The organism is Micromonospora sp. RV43 (assembly GCF_001029515.1).
GTDB classification, from domain to species: Bacteria; Actinomycetota; Actinomycetes; order Mycobacteriales; family Micromonosporaceae; genus Micromonospora; species Micromonospora aurantiaca.
This window is the reverse complement of record NZ_LEKG01000039.1, coordinates 15,919-33,293: the sequence shown is the minus strand read 5'-3', so window position 1 is coordinate 33,293 and position 17,375 is coordinate 15,919. Positions and strand designations below refer to the sequence as shown.

The 17,375-nt window shown below is 74.5% G+C and carries 19 protein-coding genes; 6 read left to right on the top strand and 13 right to left on the bottom strand.

The genetic code is table 11. The features are described from left to right. Positions 1-80 precede the first annotated feature (80 nt). Together ABD52_RS12640 and ABD52_RS12635 are read left to right on the top strand one after the other, a co-directional pair. The gene (locus ABD52_RS12640; protein WP_047891921.1) at positions 81-1,994 is read left to right on the top strand and encodes a beta-propeller domain-containing protein; all 1,914 of its coding nucleotides are present in this window, start codon (positions 81-83) and stop codon (positions 1,992-1,994) included. A gap of 106 nt (positions 1,995-2,100) precedes the next feature. Beyond that, complete coding sequence (locus tag ABD52_RS12635; protein ID WP_013286188.1) at positions 2,101-2,526, top strand: hypothetical protein; 426 nt, start codon at positions 2,101-2,103, stop codon at positions 2,524-2,526. Between the two features lie 45 nt (positions 2,527-2,571). Here the strand turns inward: ABD52_RS12635 and ABD52_RS12630 are convergent, their stop codons facing one another. The 9 genes from ABD52_RS12630 to ABD52_RS12590 all read right to left on the bottom strand — a co-directional run bounded on the left by ABD52_RS12630 (position 2,572) and on the right by ABD52_RS12590 (position 11,254). After that, positions 2,572-3,186, bottom strand: a complete 615-nt coding sequence (locus tag ABD52_RS12630; RefSeq protein WP_047891920.1) for a hypothetical protein — start codon at positions 3,184-3,186, stop codon at positions 2,572-2,574. After that, the gene (locus tag ABD52_RS12625; protein WP_047891919.1) at positions 3,183-4,532 is read right to left on the bottom strand and encodes a hypothetical protein; all 1,350 of its coding nucleotides are present in this window, start codon (positions 4,530-4,532) and stop codon (positions 3,183-3,185) included. Before ABD52_RS12625 ends, ABD52_RS12630 begins: the two co-directional genes overlap by 4 nt. Then, a complete protein-coding gene (locus tag ABD52_RS12620) occupies positions 4,532-5,326 on the bottom strand; it encodes an ATP-binding cassette domain-containing protein (RefSeq protein ID WP_047891918.1) in 795 nt (264 codons plus the stop codon). Before ABD52_RS12620 ends, ABD52_RS12625 begins: the two co-directional genes overlap by 1 nt. Before the next feature lie 75 nt (positions 5,327-5,401). Beyond that, positions 5,402-6,220: a hypothetical protein gene (locus tag ABD52_RS12615; protein ID WP_047891917.1), complete on the bottom strand. Its 819-nt coding sequence runs from the start codon at positions 6,218-6,220 to the stop codon at positions 5,402-5,404. Beyond that, entirely contained in the window at positions 6,217-6,801 is a 585-nt protein-coding gene (locus ABD52_RS12610) for an RNA polymerase sigma factor (RefSeq protein WP_152748237.1), read from the bottom strand. Before ABD52_RS12610 ends, ABD52_RS12615 begins: the two co-directional genes overlap by 4 nt. A gap of 64 nt (positions 6,802-6,865) precedes the next feature. Then, complete coding sequence (locus ABD52_RS12605; RefSeq protein ID WP_047891916.1) at positions 6,866-8,032, bottom strand: SGNH/GDSL hydrolase family protein; 1,167 nt, start codon at positions 8,030-8,032, stop codon at positions 6,866-6,868. Positions 8,033-8,106: 74 nt separating this feature from the next. Next, on the bottom strand, positions 8,107-8,946 hold the full coding sequence (locus tag ABD52_RS12600; RefSeq protein ID WP_047891915.1) for a sugar phosphate isomerase/epimerase: 840 nt from the start codon (positions 8,944-8,946) through the stop codon (positions 8,107-8,109). Then, positions 8,943-10,106, bottom strand: coding sequence for a dihydrodipicolinate synthase family protein (locus tag ABD52_RS12595; protein WP_053065369.1), 1,164 nt, complete (start codon positions 10,104-10,106; stop codon positions 8,943-8,945). The genes ABD52_RS12600 and ABD52_RS12595 overlap by 4 nt, the downstream gene beginning before the upstream one ends. Beyond that, a complete protein-coding gene (locus ABD52_RS12590) occupies positions 10,103-11,254 on the bottom strand; it encodes a Gfo/Idh/MocA family protein (protein WP_013476892.1) in 1,152 nt (383 codons plus the stop codon). Before ABD52_RS12590 ends, ABD52_RS12595 begins: the two co-directional genes overlap by 4 nt. A gap of 102 nt (positions 11,255-11,356) precedes the next feature. Here ABD52_RS12590 and ABD52_RS12585 point away from each other — a divergent pair, with 102 nt between their 5' ends. Together ABD52_RS12585 and ABD52_RS12580 are read left to right on the top strand one after the other, a co-directional pair. Then, positions 11,357-12,376, top strand: a complete 1,020-nt coding sequence (locus ABD52_RS12585; protein ID WP_047891914.1) for a LacI family DNA-binding transcriptional regulator — start codon at positions 11,357-11,359, stop codon at positions 12,374-12,376. Positions 12,377-12,415: 39 nt separating this feature from the next. Then, positions 12,416-12,925: a pyridoxamine 5'-phosphate oxidase family protein gene (locus ABD52_RS12580; protein ID WP_047891913.1), complete on the top strand. Its 510-nt coding sequence runs from the start codon at positions 12,416-12,418 to the stop codon at positions 12,923-12,925. A gap of 20 nt (positions 12,926-12,945) precedes the next feature. On the opposite strand, the gene ABD52_RS12575 is transcribed toward ABD52_RS12580, so the two are convergent. Beyond that, positions 12,946-13,566, bottom strand: coding sequence for a bifunctional 2-polyprenyl-6-hydroxyphenol methylase/3-demethylubiquinol 3-O-methyltransferase UbiG (locus ABD52_RS12575; RefSeq protein WP_047891912.1), 621 nt, complete (start codon positions 13,564-13,566; stop codon positions 12,946-12,948). A gap of 74 nt (positions 13,567-13,640) precedes the next feature. Next, positions 13,641-14,582: a sugar phosphate isomerase/epimerase gene (locus tag ABD52_RS12570; protein ID WP_047891911.1), complete on the bottom strand. Its 942-nt coding sequence runs from the start codon at positions 14,580-14,582 to the stop codon at positions 13,641-13,643. Between the two features lie 147 nt (positions 14,583-14,729). Here ABD52_RS12570 and ABD52_RS12565 point away from each other — a divergent pair, with 147 nt between their 5' ends. Beyond that, positions 14,730-15,143: an NUDIX domain-containing protein gene (locus ABD52_RS12565; RefSeq protein ID WP_047891910.1), complete on the top strand. Its 414-nt coding sequence runs from the start codon at positions 14,730-14,732 to the stop codon at positions 15,141-15,143. Here the strand turns inward: ABD52_RS12565 and ABD52_RS12560 are convergent. Continuing rightward, on the bottom strand, positions 15,140-16,030 hold the full coding sequence (locus tag ABD52_RS12560) for an arginase family protein (protein ID WP_047891909.1): 891 nt from the start codon (positions 16,028-16,030) through the stop codon (positions 15,140-15,142). The genes ABD52_RS12565 and ABD52_RS12560 overlap by 4 nt on opposite strands. 38 nt (positions 16,031-16,068) lie before the next feature. Beyond that, positions 16,069-16,800: a class I SAM-dependent methyltransferase gene (locus ABD52_RS12555; RefSeq protein ID WP_047891908.1), complete on the bottom strand. Its 732-nt coding sequence runs from the start codon at positions 16,798-16,800 to the stop codon at positions 16,069-16,071. A gap of 80 nt (positions 16,801-16,880) precedes the next feature. Here ABD52_RS12555 and ABD52_RS12550 point away from each other — a divergent pair, with 80 nt between their 5' ends. Then, positions 16,881-17,348 (top strand): hypothetical protein, encoded by a 468-nt coding sequence (locus ABD52_RS12550; RefSeq protein ID WP_082171281.1) that lies wholly within the window; start codon positions 16,881-16,883, stop codon positions 17,346-17,348. The last annotated feature ends 27 nt before the right edge of the window (positions 17,349-17,375 follow it).

Genomic DNA, 17,375 nt, shown 5'->3' with positions numbered 1-17,375 from the left:
GGCACGGCCGGGAACCGTGCTCGTCACCGCCACGTCTGACCGGCATGACCCGTCACGGATCCCGGACGTTTGGATGGACGATGGCCGCCGCGCTGGCTCTCGCCGGCTGCACCGCGTCACCGCCGGCCGCCGACCCGCCGCCCACCGGGCGGGTCGTACCGGCCGGCGGGCTGCGGCTGGTGGCTTTCGACGGCTGCGACGAGGCGCTGCGGCAGCTCCGCACGGCCGCGAAGGCGGCGGTCGGCCCGTGGGGTCTCGGCCCGGACGTACGCATGCAGTTCAGCGCGGAACGGGCGGCGGTCGGCGGCGCCGCCAAGGACGCGGCGTCGGCGTCCACGCCCGACTTCTCCGGCACCAACGTGCACGAGGCCGGCGTGGACGAACCGGACCTGGTCAAGACCGACGGGCGGCGGATCGTCACGGTCAGCCGGGGCGTGCTGTCGGTGGTCGATCCGGCGAGCCGCCGCGTGACCGGCCGGCTGGCGCTCGACCGCGATGCCGAGCGGTTCTCCGGCGACGAGGGGAGCCTGCTGCTGCACGGTGACCGGGCCCTCGTGCTGCTGCACGCCGGACGGACCGTCAAGGGCCCCGTACCGGACGGGCAGACGCGCCCGGGCACGACCCCGCAGGCCCGGCTCGTCCTGGTGGACCTCGCCGGACCGCCCCGGGTGGTGGGGGAGTACCGGATGGACGGTCTCCTGGTCGACGCCCGGCAGTCCGGCGGGACCGCCCGTGTGGTGATCCGGTCCGCGCCCCGGCTCGACTTCCCCTATGCCGCCGGTCGCCGGACCGACGCCCAGCGGATCGCCGCCAACCGGGCGGTCATCGACAAGGCCACGCTCGACGACTGGCTGCCCCGCTACGAGATCCGCGACAGCGTCCGGACCGTCGGCACGGGGCGGGTCGGCTGCGACCGGGTCAACCGTCCGGCCGGATTCTCCGGCGCGTCGATGGTGACGGTGCTCAGCTTCGACCTGGGCGCGGCTGCGCTCGGTGCCGGTGACCCGGTCACCGTGGTCGCCGACGGCGATACCGTCTACAGCAACGGCGCACGCCTCTACGTCGCCAACGACCACCGCTGGCGGATGTGGCGTGGCGGACCGTCCGGGGCACGTGACACCAGCACCGAGATCTACCAGTTCGACACCGCGGCGGGCACGCCACGCTTCGTCGCCGCCGGGTCCGTGCCCGGCTGGCTGATCAACCAGTACGCGCTGTCCGAGTGGGACGGTCACCTCCGGGTGGCGACCACGACGGGTGACACCTGGGGGCGGGGGACGTCCTCGCAGTCCGGCGTCTACGTGCTGCGCGCCGACGGTGCCACGCTGAAGCGGGTCGGCGCGGTGACCGGCCTGGGCAAGGGCGAGCGGATCTTCGCGGTGCGGTTCGTCGGCGGCACCGGGTACGTGGTCACGTTCCGGCAGACCGACCCGCTGTACGGCGTGGACCTGCGCGACCCGGCCGCGCCCCGGGTCACCGGCGAGTTGAAGATCAACGGGTACTCGGCGTACCTGCACCCGGCCGGCGACGGCCGCCTGATCGGGGTCGGGCAGGACGCGACGGACCGGGGACGGGTGACGGGCACCCAGGTGTCGCTGTTCGACGTGGCCGACCCGGCCCGTCCGGCGCGCATCGCCCAGCACCACGTCCCGGGCGGCTGGTCCGAGGCGGAGCACGACCCGCACGCGTTCCTGTACTGGGAGCCCGAGCGCCTGGTGGTGCTCCCGGTGCGGCAGCCGGGCGTGGTCACCGACCGCGCCGACGGCACCAGGCGCCCGCCGTCCGGCGGTGTGCTGGCGCTGCGCATCGGCGACAAGGGCTTCACAGTGGCCGGTGCCGTCGACCACCCGGGCGTCCTGGCCGACGGCGGCGAGTGGGCGCCGATCCGCCGTTCCCTGATGATCGACGGTGTGCTCTGGACGGTCTCCGACGCCGGTCTCAAGGCGACCGCCCTGTCCGGCATGACCACCCTGGGCTGGGTGCCGCTGCCCTGACAACGACGGAGGAGGAAACCCGCCGCCGGCGGACGGAACCGCCGGCCTGACGTCGACCCGGGGAAAACCCGTCGCGACGGCGGGCGCCGTCCCGGATGATCGGGCCGTGCGCATCCGGCTGCGGCGACTGTGGATCGACGGGCGCGCCTTCACCTGGCGGGCGGAGATCCGCGAGGTACGGGGCGACACGGACTGCCACCGCTGCATCCGGCTCCGGATCTGGGGCGGCGGGAAGACGGGCCAGGCGCTCCAGGCAGATCTGCTGTCGACCACCTGGGGGACGCGCTGGTCGCCCTGTGCCGTCGACGACGCCTACCCGACCTCGGCCGACGTACGCGCCGTCATCGAGTACGCCCTGCGGCACGGATGGCAGCCCGATCGGCGCGGCGGCACGTACCGGCTCGCCGAGCGGGAGCACGCGGCCCGGTTCCGGTTGCCCGGATTCCTGCTCACCGACCGGCTGCGTGGACCGGAGGGCGGTGACCCGACGCGGCGCGTCGTGTCGGCGTGGGCCGCCGCGGACAGCGACTGACCGGACCTCGCCGCGCGCGGTGGGCGCGCGACGAGGTCCGGCACGTCACTGTTCCAGCGCCGCCTCGGCGGCCGCGACCTGCGGTCCCACCCGCAGCGCGTACGCGACGACGCCGCCGAGGAGGAACGTCGTGGCGGTGACGGCGGCGATCCGGTTGCCCGGTTCCTGCGCCATCCACAGCGCGACCTGCCGCCACTCCGGTCCGCCCGGTGCGGCCAGGAAAGCCCCCAGCGCGGCCCAGGCGGTCGGCACCTGCCAGGCGGCCCGCGCGCCGGCGAGCGCGGCCCCGAGTCCGACCAGCCCGGTCAGCCCGGCCGTGTTGCGGGCCAGCACGGACAGCGGCCCGAAGTCGGCGCCGAGCATGCGGGCGGCGGCCAGCAGCCCGACCACCACCGCGCCGTACGCGAGCAGGTGCCCGGCCCGGCGCGGCGCCCAGGACCACGCGGCGGTCCGCTCCAGCGCCGGGTCGGTGCCGGCGAGCGTCGGCCCGAGCGGTGCCACCGCCATCGCGGTGGTGAGCACGGCGAGGCCGGCCGGCACCTCGGGGCGGTCGCTGAAGGCGGACCAGGAGGCGGTCATCACCGCGACGGCGACTGCCGATCCGGCCAGGGCGGCGGGTAGCCGGCGGGACCGCACGTACAACGGCAGCCAGCGGGTCACGGCGCGGCCCGGCCGGTGAGCGCCGGCATCAGGTCCGGCTCGCACCGCGCGGCCGCGTCCCGCAGCGCGGTGACCCGCCGCAACTGCTCCGGCTCGGGCAGCGCGCGCAGTTGCCGCACCCCGGCCCGGATCTCCTCCTGCTGCTCGTCGGCGTACCGGTATCCGGTCCAGGAGTCCCACAGCCGCACGGTGTCGGTGTCCAGCAGCCAGGCCGCGACGATCGCCGGGGCGATGTCGTCGCCGCTGCGCCCGCAACCGGACCACCGGGTGCCGCCGCCCATGGCGATGCGCTCGGCCACGTCCGCGGCCCGGCCGGTGTCCGGATCGACCTCCAGGTGGAACTGCACAGTGCCGGGTGTGGGCTCGGGCCGGTGCCACTGCTCGCTGTCGTTGCTGCCGATGGTGTCCAGCCGCAGTTCCACCGCGCGGGTCGGTGCGTTAGGCAGCTTCGCCAGCGCGTGCAGCCCTCGCCGGGCCTCGGTGGTGACCTCGGGCAGCAGGTGCGCGTTGACGGCGGTGACGCACACCTGCGGCGTGCCGTCGGCGCAGACGTAGCGGCGTGCTTCCGCATCGAGCTGCCAGATGCCGGCGGGGCCCGGTACGCCGATCAGCAGGAGACCCGCCACACCACCGGCGAGGCTCGCCGCCGCGCCGGCCCTGGTCAGCCAGGATTTTCCTGCCGCCAGCAGCAGGCCGGCCAGGACCAGCCCGGCGCCCAGCACGAGGCGGCTCAGCAGCAGCCGGTCGGACAGCGTCTCCCACGGGGTGTCCGGCGGCCAGGAGATCATGAGGGACGCGTTCGTCAGCCGGCTGCCCGTACCGCCGAGCATGGCCGTGCCCTCCTGCGCGACCAGACCGGCGGCGGCCAGCAGCGGCGGCAGCAGCGGTGAGGACCACAGCCGGCCGACCGCCACGCCGACCCAGGCCGCGCCCACCAGCACCAGCACGTCGATCAGGGGCCCGGCGAGTCCGCGTACGCCGAGGTGGGCGCCGCCGGAGGCGACCACCGCCGCGCTGGCGGCGAGCACGAGCAGGTGCGCGGCCGCGACGGCGACGCCGAGCGCTGCCATCGCTGGTAGCGCGCGCTGCCAGCGGGGCCGGCCGGTGCTGTTCATCAGTTCCTCGGCGCGGGTACGCCGGTCCCGGCGGCCCAGCACCGCGCCGCCGGCGAGCGCGAGCGGCATCAGGAAGAACACGTCGGAGGCGTGCACGTAGCCCAGCCGCAGCCACTGGCCCTGCCAGAAGCTGTACATGCTGGCGGTGCCGAGGGCGCCGACGGCCAGCAGCAGCACCGCCACGGCCGGCGCGTTGGAGCGGCGCAGTTCGATGCGTACCTGTCTGATCATCAGGCGCTCCGGTGCTGCTTGAGGAGGTACGAGTAGCCGCGCTCGGCGGCGCTGTCGCCGACGCCGCCGGTCTCGCCGTGGCGGATCAGGTCGGCGGGCAGGCCCTGGAACACGCGGGTGCCGTGGTCCATCAGGATGACGTCGGAGCAGGCCGCCACCACGTCCTCCACCAGGTGGGTGGAGACCAGCACGCAGGCGTCCGCGCCGAGTTCCCGGATCAGCTCACGGAACTCGACCCGCTGTTCCGGGTCCAGGCCGACTGTCGGTTCGTCGAGCAGCAGCAGGTCCGGTTCGTTCACGATGGCCTGGGCGATGCCGGCCCGGCGCAGCATGCCGCCGGACAGCGACCTGAGCTTGGCGTCGGCCCGGTCGGTGAGGCGTACCCGGTCGATGGCCCGCTGGGCCGCGCCCGGCACCGCCGAGGCGGGCATCTCCCGCAGCCAGGCCACGTACTCGACGTACTCCCGGACGGTGAACCGGGGGTAGTAGCCGAACTGCTGCGGCAGGTAGCCGAGCCGGCGGCGCACCGGCCGCAGCTCACGGGACGCGGTGGCGTCCGCGCCGAGCAGCCGCAGCACGCCGGCGTGCGGCTTGACCACAGTGGCGAGCGCACGCATCAGGGTGCTCTTGCCGGCGCCGTTCGGGCCGAGCAGCCCGTGCACGCCGGCGCCGAGCGTCAGGCCCAGGTTGTCGACTGCGAGGTGCCGCCCGGCCTTCACCGACAGCCCCACCGCCTCGATCCGCCAGGCGTGCCGGGTCGGCGCCACCTCGTCGGCGCTCACTGCGCGTACCAATGTCTTCTCCTTCTTCGGGCAGGGTCGGTCGCGGCGCCGGACGGGCGCCGTGTCGTGGTGGTGCGGTTTTCGGGGTCAGCGCCAGGCGGCGGGCCGCCGCAGGTGTTCGGCGCGCAGCGTGGTCAGGAGGGTGAGCACGGCGGCGGCCGCCGCCCAGGCGGGCATGGTGGCGGGCCGGAGCAGGGCCTCGGTCGCGGCGGCGGCGCGGGCCGCGTCGGCGTCGCCGGTGAACGACACGGCCGCGACCACGGTGAGCCAGCCACCGCCGAGGACGGCGGCGGCCAGCGGCACGCCGACGCGGCTGCCGAGCAGCAGCGTCGCGGCGGTGAACGTCAGGCAGGGCAGCAGCCACAGCGCGGGGTTGCGGCCGACCGCCAGCCCGGCCACCGCGAGCACCGGCGCGACCAGGAGCAGAACCGCGAGGGTACGGCGAAGCAGCAGTTCCAGCCCCGCGCGGGCGGTGCCGGCGACCACCTCCCAGTTCGGGTTGGCGCGGCGGGACCAGGCCACCGCGAGCCCTGCGAGCGGCGCCACAGGTGCCAGCAGCAGCACCGCCGAGGGCTGCTCCGGGTAGTTGCGGTCCAGCAGCACCGCGGCGAGGATCGCCGTGCACGTCATGGCCGCCCACGCCAGCAGCGACCAGTCGGTCCAGCGCAGCCACCACCGTCGCAGCGGGCGCCGGCGCACCGGCTGCGGCCCGGTGCGGGCCTGCTCCAGGATCGCCTCCCGGGCGTCGCCGAGCAGGGCGCGCAGTGGCGGGGCGGCCAGCTCGCCGAGCCGGTCGCGGCACTCGGCGCAACCCTCCAGGTGCACCTCGATCGTCCAGGTGGCGGCGTCGTCGGGGCTGCCCGCCGCGTACGCGGCCAGTGCCGGCGGGGGAACGTGAGCGGTCATGCCAGTGCCTCCCGTAGGGCGTTGCGGGCACGCCGCGCCCGGCTCTTCACGGTGCCCTCGGGCACCCCCAGCAGGACGGAGGTCTCCCGGACGGTCAGCCCGTCCAGGACCATGGCGGCGAGCACCGCCCGCAGTTCCGGTGCGAGGGCGTCCAGCGCGGCGCCCACCTCCGAGCCGAACGACCCGGCGAGCGCCTCGTCCTCGGCGGCCGGCGCGCTGCGGACCGGCAGCACGTCGGTCGGCACCTCCTGCACCCGGGCGCGGCGGCGCAGCGCGTCGACCAGGCGCCGGGCCGCGATGGTCCAGATCCAGCCGGCCGCCGAACCGCCCGGCGCGTCCGCGCCGCCTGCGGGACGGAGCCCGCTGAACGAGCCGGCGGCCCGCCACACGGTCAGGTACGTGTCCTGGAGGACCTCGGCGACGATGCCGTCGTCCGCGCACCGCCGCCGCAGCCGGATCGCGAGCCACGGCGACGTACGCCGGTACAGCTCGTCGAACGCGTCCAGGTCGGCGCGTGCGACCCGCCGCAGCAGCCGCTCCTCGTCCTGTCGACTTCCTCCCACGCTCAGTTGGTCGTTCACGGCACCTCCGACGGATCACGGCGCGGCGTGACCTGGGTCACACCGCGCCGTGAGGGGTCGTCAGTCATTCCGCTGCGGCGAACGGTCCCTTCGGCCCGAACGCCAGCGCGGCGAACCGCTCGCCGATGCGGCGGTCGGCGGCCGGGTCGGGGTGAAGCTCGTCGGGCAGCGGCAGGGCGGCGTAGTCGGCCTCGCCGTACAGCTCCAGCCCGTCGAGGTAGTGCAGGTTCGGGTCCGCGCCGGACCGGGACGCCACGATCCGGGCCAGCTCGGCGCGGATGACGCACAGCGTGAGCCGGCCGGTGGCCACCTCGGCCGGGTCGCCGGTGGCCCGGAACCGGACCTTCCCGTCGACGAACTCGACCGCGCCCGGGCCGGGCGTGTCCTCCTGGATCGGGCACAGGACCGACGACACGACCAGCAGCGGCGTGTGCGGATGTCCCTCCCGGATGGTGTCCAGGAAGCCGTGCACGGCGGGGCCGAACGCGCGCAGCCGCATCAGGTCGCTGTTCACCAGGTTGATGCCGATCTTGACGCTGATCACGTCGGCCGGGGTGTCGCGCATCGCGCGGGCGGTGAACGGGTCGAGCAGCGCGCTGCCGCTGAACCCCAGGTTGACCAGCTCCACGCCGGCGAGCGTGGCGGCCACGGCCGGCCAGGTGCCGATGGGGCTCTCCGCGTCCGAGCCGTGGCTGATCGAGCTGCCGTGGTGCAGCCACACCCGGCGGCCACCCGTGTCGGCCGGCTCGACCGGCGCGTCCGTGCGCAGCGCCACCAGCTCGGTGATCTCCCGGTGCGGCAGCCAGATCACCACCTCCTTGTCGGTGGCGGGCAGGTCGGTGAAGCACACCGTGCCGACCGGACCCGGCTCGACGCCGGACGTGCCGGCGGCCAGGTCGATCGTGAGCACCTTGCCGCCGTCGGCGGTGGCCTGACCGGCGAGACGGCCGTCGACGACCAGGTCGTAGCGGCCGTCGGGACGCGGCCCGGTGCCCCGGTAGACCATCTTCGTGGGCAGCACGTCCAGCTCCACGACTGTGGCGCGGGTACGGAACACCAGCCGTACGCCCGACGGCATCGCTTCGGCCATCGTCAGCTGCGGGTCGGTGTTCTGTGCCCGGGCCCACGCGGGCAGCCGGTGCGGCAACACCCCGTCCGCTGTCTGTTCCAGGTCGAGCGCGCCGCGCAGCAGGTCGGTGGTGATCGGGGTGGTGATGTGCGGGGATGGCATGATCCCGATCCTGCCCCCGGATCCCGGGGAGCGGCCACCTGATTTATCCGACAGACCGGACTCGTCACGCTGGGTCAGTCGGTGAGCACCCGCTCCACGTAGCGGGCGATCATGGTGGCGAGGACGAGGTCCGGGTCGGTGGCCCACACCTCGGCGTTGAAGATCTCCACCTCGATGTCACCGGTGTACCCGGCGGCCTCCACCGCGTGGCGCAGCGGCGGGAAGTCGATGTGCCCGTCGCCCATCATGCCGCGGCCCAGCAGCACGTCGGCCGGCAGCGGGGTGAGGAAGTCGCAGACCTGGAAGCTCGCGATCCGTGCCCCGGCGCGGGCGATCTGCCGCCACACGTCCGGATCCCACCAGACGTGGAACGTGTCCACCACGACGCCGACCTGCTCGGCCGGGAACGCCTCGGCCAGGTCGAGCGCCTGCCCGAGCGTGGACAGCACCGCCCGGTCGGCGCAGTACATCGGGTGCAGTGGCTCCAGCGCGAGGCGTACCCCCCGCTCGCGGGCGTACGGCGCAAGCTCGGCCAGCGCGTCGGCGACCCGCTGCCGGGCACCCGCCAGGTCGCGGGAGCCGGGTGGCAGGCCGCCGACGACCAGCACCAGGCAGGCGGCGTTCAGCGCGGCGGCCTCGTCGATCGCGCGCCGGTTGTCGGCGAGCGCCTCGACCCGGCCGGCGTCGTCGGCGGCGGTGAGGAACCCGCCCCGGCACAGCGACGACACCCGCAGCCCGGCATTCGCGACGAGCCGCGCGGCCGCCGGTACGCCGATCTCGGCCACCGGCTCGCGCCACAGCCCGATCGCCGGGATGCCGGCGCGTACGCAGCCGTCGACCGCCTCGGCCACCGACCAGCGCTGCGTGGTGCGCTGGTTGAGCGACAGCCGCGCCAGCCGGGCATCGGCGGTCATCCGGGCACGCCCGCGACGTCCAGGTACGCGCGCATCCGCCGCGCCGCCAGCTCCGGGTCGTGCAGCAGCCCGGCGGCGTCGGCCAGCCGGAACGCCTCGACCAGGTGCGGGACGCCGCGCCCGCCGTGCAGGCCGCCGACCATGGTGAAGCCCGGTTGCCGTCCGTTCAGCCAGGACAGGAACGCGATGCCGGTCTTGTAGTACGGCGTGGGCGGCGCGAACAGGTGCCGGGACAGCGGCACCGTAGGGTCGAGGATCGCCCGGAACCCGGCCGGATCGTCCGCGTCGAGCCGTCCCAGCGCGGCCGACGCGGCCGGGGCGATGGCCGCGAACGCCCCGAGCAGCGCGTGGCTGAACCGCTTACCGTCGCCCTCGATCAGCTCCGGGTAGTGGTAGTCGTCGCCGGTGTAGACCTTCACCGCGGGCGGTAGCAGCTCCCGCAGCCGCACCTCCCGGCCGGCGTCCAGCAGCGACACCTTCACCCCGTCGACCAGGTCGGCGTGGGCGTGCACCAGCGCGGCGAACGTGGCGGTGGCCTCGTCCAGGTCGGTCGATCCCCAGTAGCCGGACAGTGCCGGGTCGAACATGTCGCCGAGCCAGTGCAGCACCACCGGCGTACCGGCCTCCCGCAGCACCCGTTCGTAGACGCGCAGGTAGTCCTCCGGGCCGGTGGCGAGCGCGGCGAGGTGCCGGCTGGCCATCAGGGCCGGCGTGGCGCCGCACTCCTGGACCACGGCGACCTGCTCGGCGTACGCGGCGACGACCTCGTCGAGCGTGCCGGGCACGCCGGTGAGCTGGTCGGTGCCCGCCCCGGCGACGATCCGCCCGCCGCACGCGGCGGCCTCGGCGGCGCTGCGCCGGATCAGCTCGCGGGTGGCCGCCCAGTCCAGCCCCATCCCGCGCTGCGCGGTGTCCATCGCCTCGGCCACACCGAGGCCCCACGACCACAGGTCGCGCCGCACCGCGAGCGTCGCGTCCCAGTCCAGCCCCGCCGGGCGGCCGGGGGAGTTGTCGGCGTACGGGTCGGCGACGACGTGCGCAGCCGCGTACGCGATCCGGGTTGCCGGTGGCCCGGACGGCCGTCGCCACGCGGGGGGTTCCCGCAACGTCAGCCGCTCGGTGCCGCCGCCCGGTGCGGGAAGCGTGATGTGCGTGCTCACCGGGGGATCTCCTCGATCGTCACCCGCCGCCCCTCGCGGGCCGAGCGCAGCCCGGCCTCGGCCAGTTGCACGCCCCGGGCGCCGGCGAGGAAGTCCCACGGGAACGGCTCGCCGTCGACGACGTGGCGCAGGAAGGCCTCCCACTGCACCTTGAACGCGTTGTCGTGCTCGCCGTTGTCCGGCACCGTCTGCCACTGCGCGCGGAACGCCTCGGTGACCGGCAGGTCGGGGTTCCACACCGGCATCGGGGTGGCGCCCCGGTGCTGGATGCGGCAGTCGCGCAGCCCGGCCACGGCGCTGCCGTGCGTGCCGTCGACCTGGAACTCGACCAGTTCGTCCCGGTGCACGCGGACCGCCCAGGAGGAGTTGACCTGCGCGACGATGCCACCGGCCAGCTCGAAGATCCCGTACGCGGCGTCGTCGGCGGTGGCCCGGTAGCGGGTGCCGGTCTCGTCGACGCGCTCGGGGATGTGCGTGGCGGTGACAGCGGTGACGGCGGTGACCGGGGCGATGATCTGCTCCAGCACGTAGTGCCAGTGCGGGAACATGTCCAGCGTGATGCCGCCGCCGTCCTCGGCGCGGTAGTTCCAGCTCGGACGCTGCGCGGCCTGCCAGTCGCCCTCGAAGACCCAGTAGCCGAACTCGCCGCGCACGGACAGGATCCGGCCGAAGAAGCCGCCGTCCACGAGTCGCTTGAGTTTGCGCAGGCCGGGCAGGAACAGCTTGTCCTGCACGACGCCGTTGCGGACGCCCTTGGCGGCGGCGAGCCGGGCCAGCTCCAGCGAGGCGAGGAACCCCTCGGCGAGCGGCTTCTCGGTGTAGACGTGCTTGCCGGCCTCGATCGCCGCCCGGATCGCCTTCTCCCGCTGGGTGGTCACCTGCGCGTCGAAGTAGATCTGGTGGGCGTCGTCGGCGAGGGCCGCGTCCAGGTCGGTCGTGTACGCCGACAGGCCGTGCCGCCCGGCGATCTCGGCGAGCCGGTTCTCGTCGCGGCCCACGAGTGTCAGCTCGGGCCAGATCCGGCTGCCGTCGCGGGCCGGCACGCCGCCCTGTTCGCGGATGGCGAGCAGGGACCGGACGAGGTGCTGCCGGTAGCCCATCCGGCCGGTGACGCCGTTGAGGATGATGCCGACGGACGTGCGTTCCACTGTGCCTCCCGGCGGTGAATGCGCTTTCAGTAAGCGCTTTCAGGGTGCTACCGTAGCCACGCCGGAACACCGGGTCAAGACGTTCCGCAGGGAGACGCATCGATGTCGCACGTGACGCTGGAAGACGTGGCCAGGGCGGCCGACGTCTCACTGGCCACCGCCTCCCGGGCCCTCAACGGCAGGCGCGTCACCCCGCACCTGCACGACCGCGTCCTGGCCGCCGCCGCACGGCTCGCGTACACCCCGAACGCCCACGCCCGCGCGCTCGCCGGCGCGTCCCGCCGCAGCGTCGGCGTCGTCTGCCACGACGTCACCGACCCCTACTTCGCCGCCGTCGCCGGCGGCGTCATGCGCGTCGCCGCCGACAACGACCTGCTGGTCATGCTGGCCAGCACGTTCCGCGACCCGGAACGCGAGATCGCGTACGTGTCGATGCTGCGCGCCGAACGCGCCCCGGCGATCCTGCTCATCGGCTCCGGCTTCGAGGACCCCCGCTGGGAGCGGGCCATGGCCGCCGAGCTGGCGCCCTACCTCGACGGCGGTGGCCGGGTCGCGGTGGTCAGCCGGCACCGCACCCTGAAGGTCGACAGTGTCCTGCCGGAGAACCGGGCCGGCGCCGCCGAGCTCGCCCGCGCGCTGCTCGGCCTGGGGCACCGCCGCTTCGCGGTGCTCTCCGGCCCGCCCGAGCTGACCACAGTCGCCGACCGGCTCGCCGGGTTCCGCGACGAGCTGGCCGCCGCCGGTGTCACGCTCGACCCGGGCGCGGTGGCCGAGGCGGCGTTCACCCGCGACGGCGGCTACCGGGCGATGACCGAGCTGCTCGACCGCGGGCTCGACGCCACCTGCGTCTTCGCGTGCACCGACGTGATGGCCGTCGGCGCGTACGCGGCGTTGCGCGACCGCGGGCTGTCGGTGCCCGGCGACGTCTCGATCGCCGGTTTCGACGACATCCCTGTCGTGCGTGACCTCACCCCGCCGCTGACCACAGTGGCGCTGCCGCTGCACCGGCTCGGCGAGGAGGCGATGAAGCTGGCCCTGACCGAGAACGCCGGTCGCCGCCGCCGGATCGTGCGCCTGCCCGGCGAGGTCGTGATGCGGGCCAGCACCGCGCCGGTCGCCTGATCCCGGCCGGTAGGGTGCCGGCATGATCGAGGACACCCCGTGCCGCTGACGAACCCCTGGCTGACCGGTCCGACGCCGACGAGGAAGCTGGACCGGGACCGCCTGGAGGAACGGATCCTCAACCTGCTGTCGTCGCAGAACATGTGCGTGCTCGCCACCGTCGGGCCGGACGGGCCGCTTGCTACGCCGGTGCGCTACTACCCGCTCGACTTCACGCTGATGTTCACCGCCGCCCCACGCTCGCCGAAGATGCGCAACATCGCCGCCGATCCGCGGGTGTCGGTCGGCGTCTTCGCGCCGCTGGTCGGGCTGGCCAGCAGCCGTGGCGCGCAGGTGTTCGGCACCGCCCGGGTGCTCGGCCCCGAGCACCCCGACCGGGCCCGCCACTGGGCCGCGTTCCGCTGGGAGAACGAGCACGCGGAGCGGGGCCGGTCGCTGTCCGAGCCGCCCGAGGACCCGCTCGTCGTGATCGAGGCCGACCGGATCGTCTACACCGAACACTGGCTGCGCCGCGAGGGCTACTCGCCACGCCAGCAGTGGCGTCGCTGACGCCGTTCCACCCAGGCGCGCTACGGGCCGGCGGGGGAGCGGGTGGCGCGCAGCAGGTTGCCGGCCAGGCGCAGGTCCGCGCCGCCGACCCTCGCGAGCACGTCGATCGGCTCGGCCGTCACCTGCGTCCAGAGCGGGTCGGGGAAGGCCGCGCGCAGCGTGTCCACGTCCAGGCCCCAGCCCTCGCCCGCCTCCGGCGACACCGCCAGGACGAACACCGCACCACCGGGCGCGGTCAGGCGCGGCAGCAGCGCCAGGTAGTCGCGTACCGCAGCGCCCCGCCGGTCCAGCGAGTGCAGCAGGCCGGAGTCGAACACCGAGTCGTACGGCACCGGCGGCACCGGGATCCGGGTGGCGTCGCACACCTCGAAGCGCACCGGCAGGCCCGCCGCGGCGGCCTTGGCCCGGGCCTGGTCGATCGCCACCGGTGAGATGTCGACGCCTGTCACGTCGTGGCCGCGGCGGGCCAGCGCGAGCGCCAGCTCACCGGTGCCGCAGCCGACGTCGAGCACGCGCGGGCCGCGTACCCCGGTGTCGAGGACCGCGGCGAGCGCCGGCTGCGGGCCGCCGATCTCCCAGGGCGGGCGCTCGGCGTCGCGATAGAGGCGGTCGTAGTGGACGTCGTCCGGCTCGTCGGTCATCGCGTACCCCCTCGGTCGGCGCGGCCACCCCCGAGCGTGTCACGTCCGGCGGTGGTCAGTGCCCCCGCCGCGGGTCAGAACCGCAGCCGGCGCAGGTAGCGGTAGCCGACGGCAGCGGTCTGCTGCGGCGTCACGTCGGGGGTGTCGTTCTCCACGATGTACTCCATCACCTGGTGCCCCCGGAAGATCCGCGCGAAGTCGATCATCCCGGTGCCCAGGTCGGCCATGTCGCCGGTGGCCGGGTCACGGTCCTTGACGTGGTACTGCAACACCCGCTGCGGCGCCGAGCGGATCACGTCGAGCGTGAAGCCCTCCGGGTCGTCGACGCCCTCGCCGGAGTTGATGCCGCCGGTGACCGCCCAGTAGATGTCGATCTCCAGGTGCACCAGGCGCGGGTCGAGTTCCTCGGTCAGCACGTCCCACGGCCGCCTGCCGTTGCCGAAGTCGATGGTGAACTCGTGCGCGTGGTTGTGGTAGCCGTACCGCAGGCCCGCCTTGCGCGCGGCGGCGGCCTCGACGTTCATCTGCTCCGCCCAGCGCTTCCAGTCGTCCTCTCGGTCGGAGTTCAGGTACGGCACCACCATGAACCGCTGGCCCAGCGTCCGGGCGTTCGCGATCTTCTGTTCCAGCGCGGCGGCGTCGGCGGCGATGCCGTCGTGGCTGGAGCTGGCCTTGATGCCGATGCCGTCCAGGAAGCGGCGCAGCTCCCGGGCGGTACGGCCGAAGTAGCCGAGCGCCAGCTCGACCCGCGGGTAGCCGATGCGGGCCAGATGCGCCAGCGTCGCGTCGTAGCCGGGCGAGCCGTTGAGCGCGTCGCGGACCGTCCAGAGCTGGAGGCTGATCAGTTCCTTCGGCACCGGGCGCCGGCCGTGATGGTCCCCGCCGGCCTGGGCCGCGGTCGCGCCGAGCCCGGTGGCGAGGCCGATTCCGGCGAGCGCCGCCAGGGAGCCGCGCAGCAGGTCGCGCCGGTCCAGCGACTGCCGTAGCGCCGTCTGTCCGTCGAATCCGTAGCACATGGTCGTACTCCTTATCGCCTGTGCGCCGACGCTACAAAAGACATGTCGATATGTCTATGGCTTTCGGTGCTTCGAGTCTGACTTTCGATCGGCGTGGCGGAAAGTCGGGGACTGTGCGTCGCCGGTGCCGCGTGGCAGGCTCGAGGCGTGGCCGCATACGACGTCGCTCTCGTCCTGCTCGTCGACCCGTCCGGCGCGATCCTCATGCAGCACCGCGACGGCAACGCGCCGGTGTCTCCGTACCAGTGGAGCCTGCCCGGCGGCAGCATCGAGCCCGGCGAGACACCGGAGCAGGCCGCCCGGCGCGAGCTACGCGAGGAGACCGGGCTGACCGCCGGTGAGCTGCACCTGCTGTGGAGCGGCCCCCGCCCGCACGAGGACGGCTTTCCGCACACCGTCACCGTGTACGTCTTCCGCGGCGCCACCGACGCGCGCCAGGAGGACGTGGTGCTCGGCGAGGGACAGGCGATGGTCTTCGTGCCCCGCGACGAGGTGCTCGACCGCGACCTGGCGGTGAGCGCCGCGAAGGTGCTGCCGCTGCACCTCGCGGAAACCGCCTAGCGCCCGGTCAGCGCCCCGGCCAGCACGCCGGCGAACCGGGGGAGCAGCTCGTCGTCGGGCAGATGATCCGGGTTGATCTCGGTCACCGACAACCCGGCGAACCGCGGGCTCGCCACCAGCTCCGTCAGCGTCGCCGCCGCCTCGCCGAGGCTGAGCCCGAACGGCTCCGGCACGTCGGCCAGCGGCGCGTCCACGAAACTCAGCACGTCCACGTCGAAGTGCACCACGAACCGGTCGGCCGCGCCCTCGGCCACCGACCGGGCCCGGCGCGCCGCCGCCCGCGCGTCGGCATGCACCTCGTCAGCCGGCACGTACGCCAGCCCCAGCTCGGCCACCAGCTCGCGTTCGTGGTCACCGCGGGGCAGCGAGTCCCCGTACACCACCACCCGCTCCGGCGGCAGCAGCGGCACCTCCGGCCCGACGCCCGCCACCTCGGGCAGCGTTCCCGGCAGGCCGAGCATGTGCGCAAGCCCCATCGCGTCCAGGTTGCCGTTGGCGCGGGTCTCCGGCGTGTAGAGATCCGGCCCGCCGTCCACGTACACCAGCGCGGGCGACAGCCCGGCCCGCGCGCAACCCGCGACCAGGCCGACGGTCACCGTGCAGTCGCCGCCGAGCACCAGCGGCGCACGCCCCCGGCGCACCGCCGCCGCGACCCGGTCGGCCACCGCCGAGGCGACGGCGGCCACCGCGCCCGCGTTCTGACCCCTGGGGTACGCCGGATCCGGCCGCCACCGGAAGCCCGGCACGTCACCGGCGTCCTCGACGTCGGCGCCCAGCAGATCGAGCAGGCCGGCGGCGCGCAGGGCGGCGGGTGCGCGCTCGATGCCGGGGGTGTGGGCACCGGCGCTCGACGGCGCTCCGACGACCGTCCACTGGCGATGATCCATCGCCCCACCCTAACCTCGGGTGGGGCCTGACACCGGGATCAGCGCAGCACCAGCAGGTCCAGCGCGTCGATCACCGGGCCGCTGTCCGCCTGTGCTGCGTCGTGCAACCGCTGGACGCCGGCGGCGTACTCCGCGTCGGTGATCAGCTGAAGCGGCGTGTGCGCCTCCCGGCGCAGGCCGGCCGCCGCCTCCCGCAGCGACGGCGCGGTGACCTGCGGAACCTGCTCGACCGCCGCGGTGGCGAAGCCGGCGGCCGCGAAGGCGGCCTCGACGTCGGCGATACCCGGGTACGTGTCCAGCACGCGAACGGCCTCGGGGAAGTAGTCGAACAGCGTGATCGCCTCGTGCCGTCCGGCGAACGCGGACCGGATCAGCACCGGGGCACCGGGCCGCAGCACCCGGCGCAGCTCGCGTGCCGCCGCGGCCAGGTCGGGCACGTGGTGGATGACTGTGGACAGCCACGCGGCGTCGACGCTCCCGTCGGCCAGCGGGATGTGTCCGGCGTTGCCTGCGACCAGTGGCGCGAACGCGCAGCGGGCGCGCATCGCCGCCGACGGTTCGACGGCGACCACCTCGACGCCGGGGAACCAGCCGGTGAACGCGTGTGCCCAGCTACCGGTCCCGGCGCCCAGGTCGAGCAGTCGCATCCCCGGGCGCGGTACGAGGTGCCGGGCGACGGCGGTCCGCCAAGCCGTGAGACCGTCGTCGGTGAGGTGCCGGGTCGCGGCGAACGCCTCGGCGTCGGCGTCGTGGTACGCGATGCGGGCCATACACGACAGCCAACTCCCCGGCGGGCTGCCGAGGCAAGCACTGTGACGCGTTACCTGTGGACCTTGGGGAGGGGCAGAGAGTGCGGTATCGGATCCACTTCGACGCCGAGCTGCCGGCGGACGCCCTCCGCCTGTTCCTGCTGACGGAGTACGGCGTCGCGACGGAGGCCGTGTACGTCGGGCGGATCGAGGACCGGGCCGTCGACGATCCTCGGCCGGCGGCGATGCTCACCCCGCCCGACGGGGACGAGGGATTCGGCTGGATCCTCACCGGCGACACCGAGCTGGCCACCGTGACCGGTCTGCGCGAACATGACCTCGCGGTCACCATCGCCCGCGCGTTCGGCGTACGGGCGCTCGTCGACGACGGCGGCATCCACCCCGACCGGTGGGTGCTGGTCAACGCCGACGGCAGCAGCGGCCGGGTGCTGACCGACCCCGACGCCGCCGCCGACGGGGACCTGCGGATCGTGCACGCGCTCGAACCGATCAGTGGGGAGCCGCAGCTCGCCGTCGTACCGCCGCCGGACTGGGCCCGCGACTGCTGACCCGGCCGTGCCCCGAACCGGCAATTC

Excerpts from the sequence above, each read along its gene's own strand:
- ABD52_RS12560 (WP_047891909.1), bottom strand. The coding sequence starts at position 16,030 with ATGGATCATCGCCAGTGGACGGTCGTCGGAGCGCCGTCGAGCGCCGGT.
- ABD52_RS12615 (WP_047891917.1), bottom strand. The coding sequence starts at position 6,220 with ATGACCGCTCACGTTCCCCCGCCGGCACTGGCCGCGTACGCGGCGGGC.
- ABD52_RS12555 (WP_047891908.1), bottom strand. The coding sequence starts at position 16,800 with ATGGCCCGCATCGCGTACCACGACGCCGACGCCGAGGCGTTCGCCGCG.
- ABD52_RS12570 (WP_047891911.1), bottom strand. The coding sequence starts at position 14,582 with ATGTGCTACGGATTCGACGGACAGACGGCGCTACGGCAGTCGCTGGAC.
- ABD52_RS12640 (WP_047891921.1), top strand. The coding sequence starts at position 81 with ATGGCCGCCGCGCTGGCTCTCGCCGGCTGCACCGCGTCACCGCCGGCC.
- ABD52_RS12575 (WP_047891912.1), bottom strand. The coding sequence starts at position 13,566 with ATGACCGACGAGCCGGACGACGTCCACTACGACCGCCTCTATCGCGAC.
- ABD52_RS12600 (WP_047891915.1), bottom strand. The coding sequence starts at position 8,946 with ATGACCGCCGATGCCCGGCTGGCGCGGCTGTCGCTCAACCAGCGCACC.
- ABD52_RS12625 (WP_047891919.1), bottom strand. The coding sequence starts at position 4,532 with ATGATCAGACAGGTACGCATCGAACTGCGCCGCTCCAACGCGCCGGCC.
- ABD52_RS12585 (WP_047891914.1), top strand. The coding sequence starts at position 11,357 with ATGTCGCACGTGACGCTGGAAGACGTGGCCAGGGCGGCCGACGTCTCA.
- ABD52_RS12605 (WP_047891916.1), bottom strand. The coding sequence starts at position 8,032 with ATGCCATCCCCGCACATCACCACCCCGATCACCACCGACCTGCTGCGC.